The sequence below is a fragment of the Mesorhizobium delmotii genome, from assembly GCF_900149755.1.
GTDB lineage: Bacteria > Pseudomonadota > Alphaproteobacteria > Rhizobiales > Rhizobiaceae > Mesorhizobium > Mesorhizobium delmotii.
This window is the reverse complement of the sequence record NZ_FUIG01000100.1, coordinates 1-1040: the sequence shown is the minus strand read 5'-3', so window position 1 is coordinate 1040 and position 1040 is coordinate 1. Positions and strand designations below refer to the sequence as shown.

The window sequence follows — 1040 nt, the reverse complement described above, 5'->3', positions numbered from 1 at the left end:
GTCGCGATTAATTGGCCTCATATCCGGCAGCTTTGAAGAAGTTTCTGCATTCGGTCGGCTCGAACAGGAGGCAGATATCGCCGAGGGCCTCGCAGAGTGCGTCGAAGGTTCTGGCCGCCTTCTTTCGCAGCCGCGCCTTCAGTTTTGAATAGGCCATCTCGATCGGGTTGAGATCGGGCGAGTATGGCGGCAGGAACAGGAGCCAGGCGCCCTTTTGGCGAACCAGTTGTGCGGCACGCTCGTTCTTGTGGAAGCCGACATTGTCGAGAATGACGACATCGCCGGGCGACAGTTGGGGAGCGAGTTGCGTTTCGACGTAGCGTTCGAAGATGGCGGCATTCATCGGCGCGTTGACGATCCACGGCGCAACCAGACCGTGGCATCGCAGCCCGGCGATGAAGGTCTGTGTTTGCCATTTGCCGAATGGCGCGTGCGTCCTGAAGCGCTCGCCCTTCGGCGCCCAGCCGGTGCGTTTGGTCAGCTTGGTGTTGGTCGACGTCTCATCGATGAAGATCAGGCGCGCCAAAGCCTTGTTGAAAAAGCGCTTTCGCCGCCCCATCCATAGTTCACGCGCCTGGCGCACGTCGGCCCGCTGCTGCTCGCTGGCCTGTAGAGTTTTTTTTATGACTGAGCCCCAGGCGTTGGAGCAGGCGCCCGACATTGGAGCGGTGCACGCTCACACCACGCACTTCAAGCTCAACGCAAAGCTCATCCAGCGTTAGTTCGCCAGTCTCGGCCAACCGCAAGCGGACAAACTCGGCATGCGGCTCAAGCTTGCCGCCGCCCACATGACCCTGCCGGCGCGCTTCAAGCGAGCCGGTCTGCCTGCGCAGCTTGATCAGATTGTTCACAAAGCGAGGCGAAACGCGGAAATGGCGTGCAGCCTCGCGGTGGCCATGTCCCTCATCGACATACGCAGCAACACGCCTACGCAACTCAAGCGGTAGCGGCTTGCCCATCGCGGTCTCCCTTCAACCGCAATGAATCACGAACTCAAATCAAGGGGAATCCTGAATCCCTTAAATCGCGACACGCTTTAG

The 1040-nt window shown here is 59.8% G+C and carries 2 protein-coding genes; both read right to left on the bottom strand.

Annotated elements, in window-relative coordinates; translation table 11 throughout:
* Positions 1-7 precede the first annotated feature (7 nt).
* Entirely contained in the window at positions 8-661 is a 654-nt protein-coding gene (locus BQ8482_RS35635; RefSeq protein ID WP_244603122.1) for an IS630 family transposase, read from the bottom strand.
* Positions 567-959, bottom strand: coding sequence for a transposase (locus tag BQ8482_RS39920; protein ID WP_244603121.1), 393 nt, complete (start codon positions 957-959; stop codon positions 567-569). Before BQ8482_RS39920 ends, BQ8482_RS35635 begins: the two co-directional genes overlap by 95 nt.
* Between the last annotated feature and the right edge of the window lie 81 nt (positions 960-1040).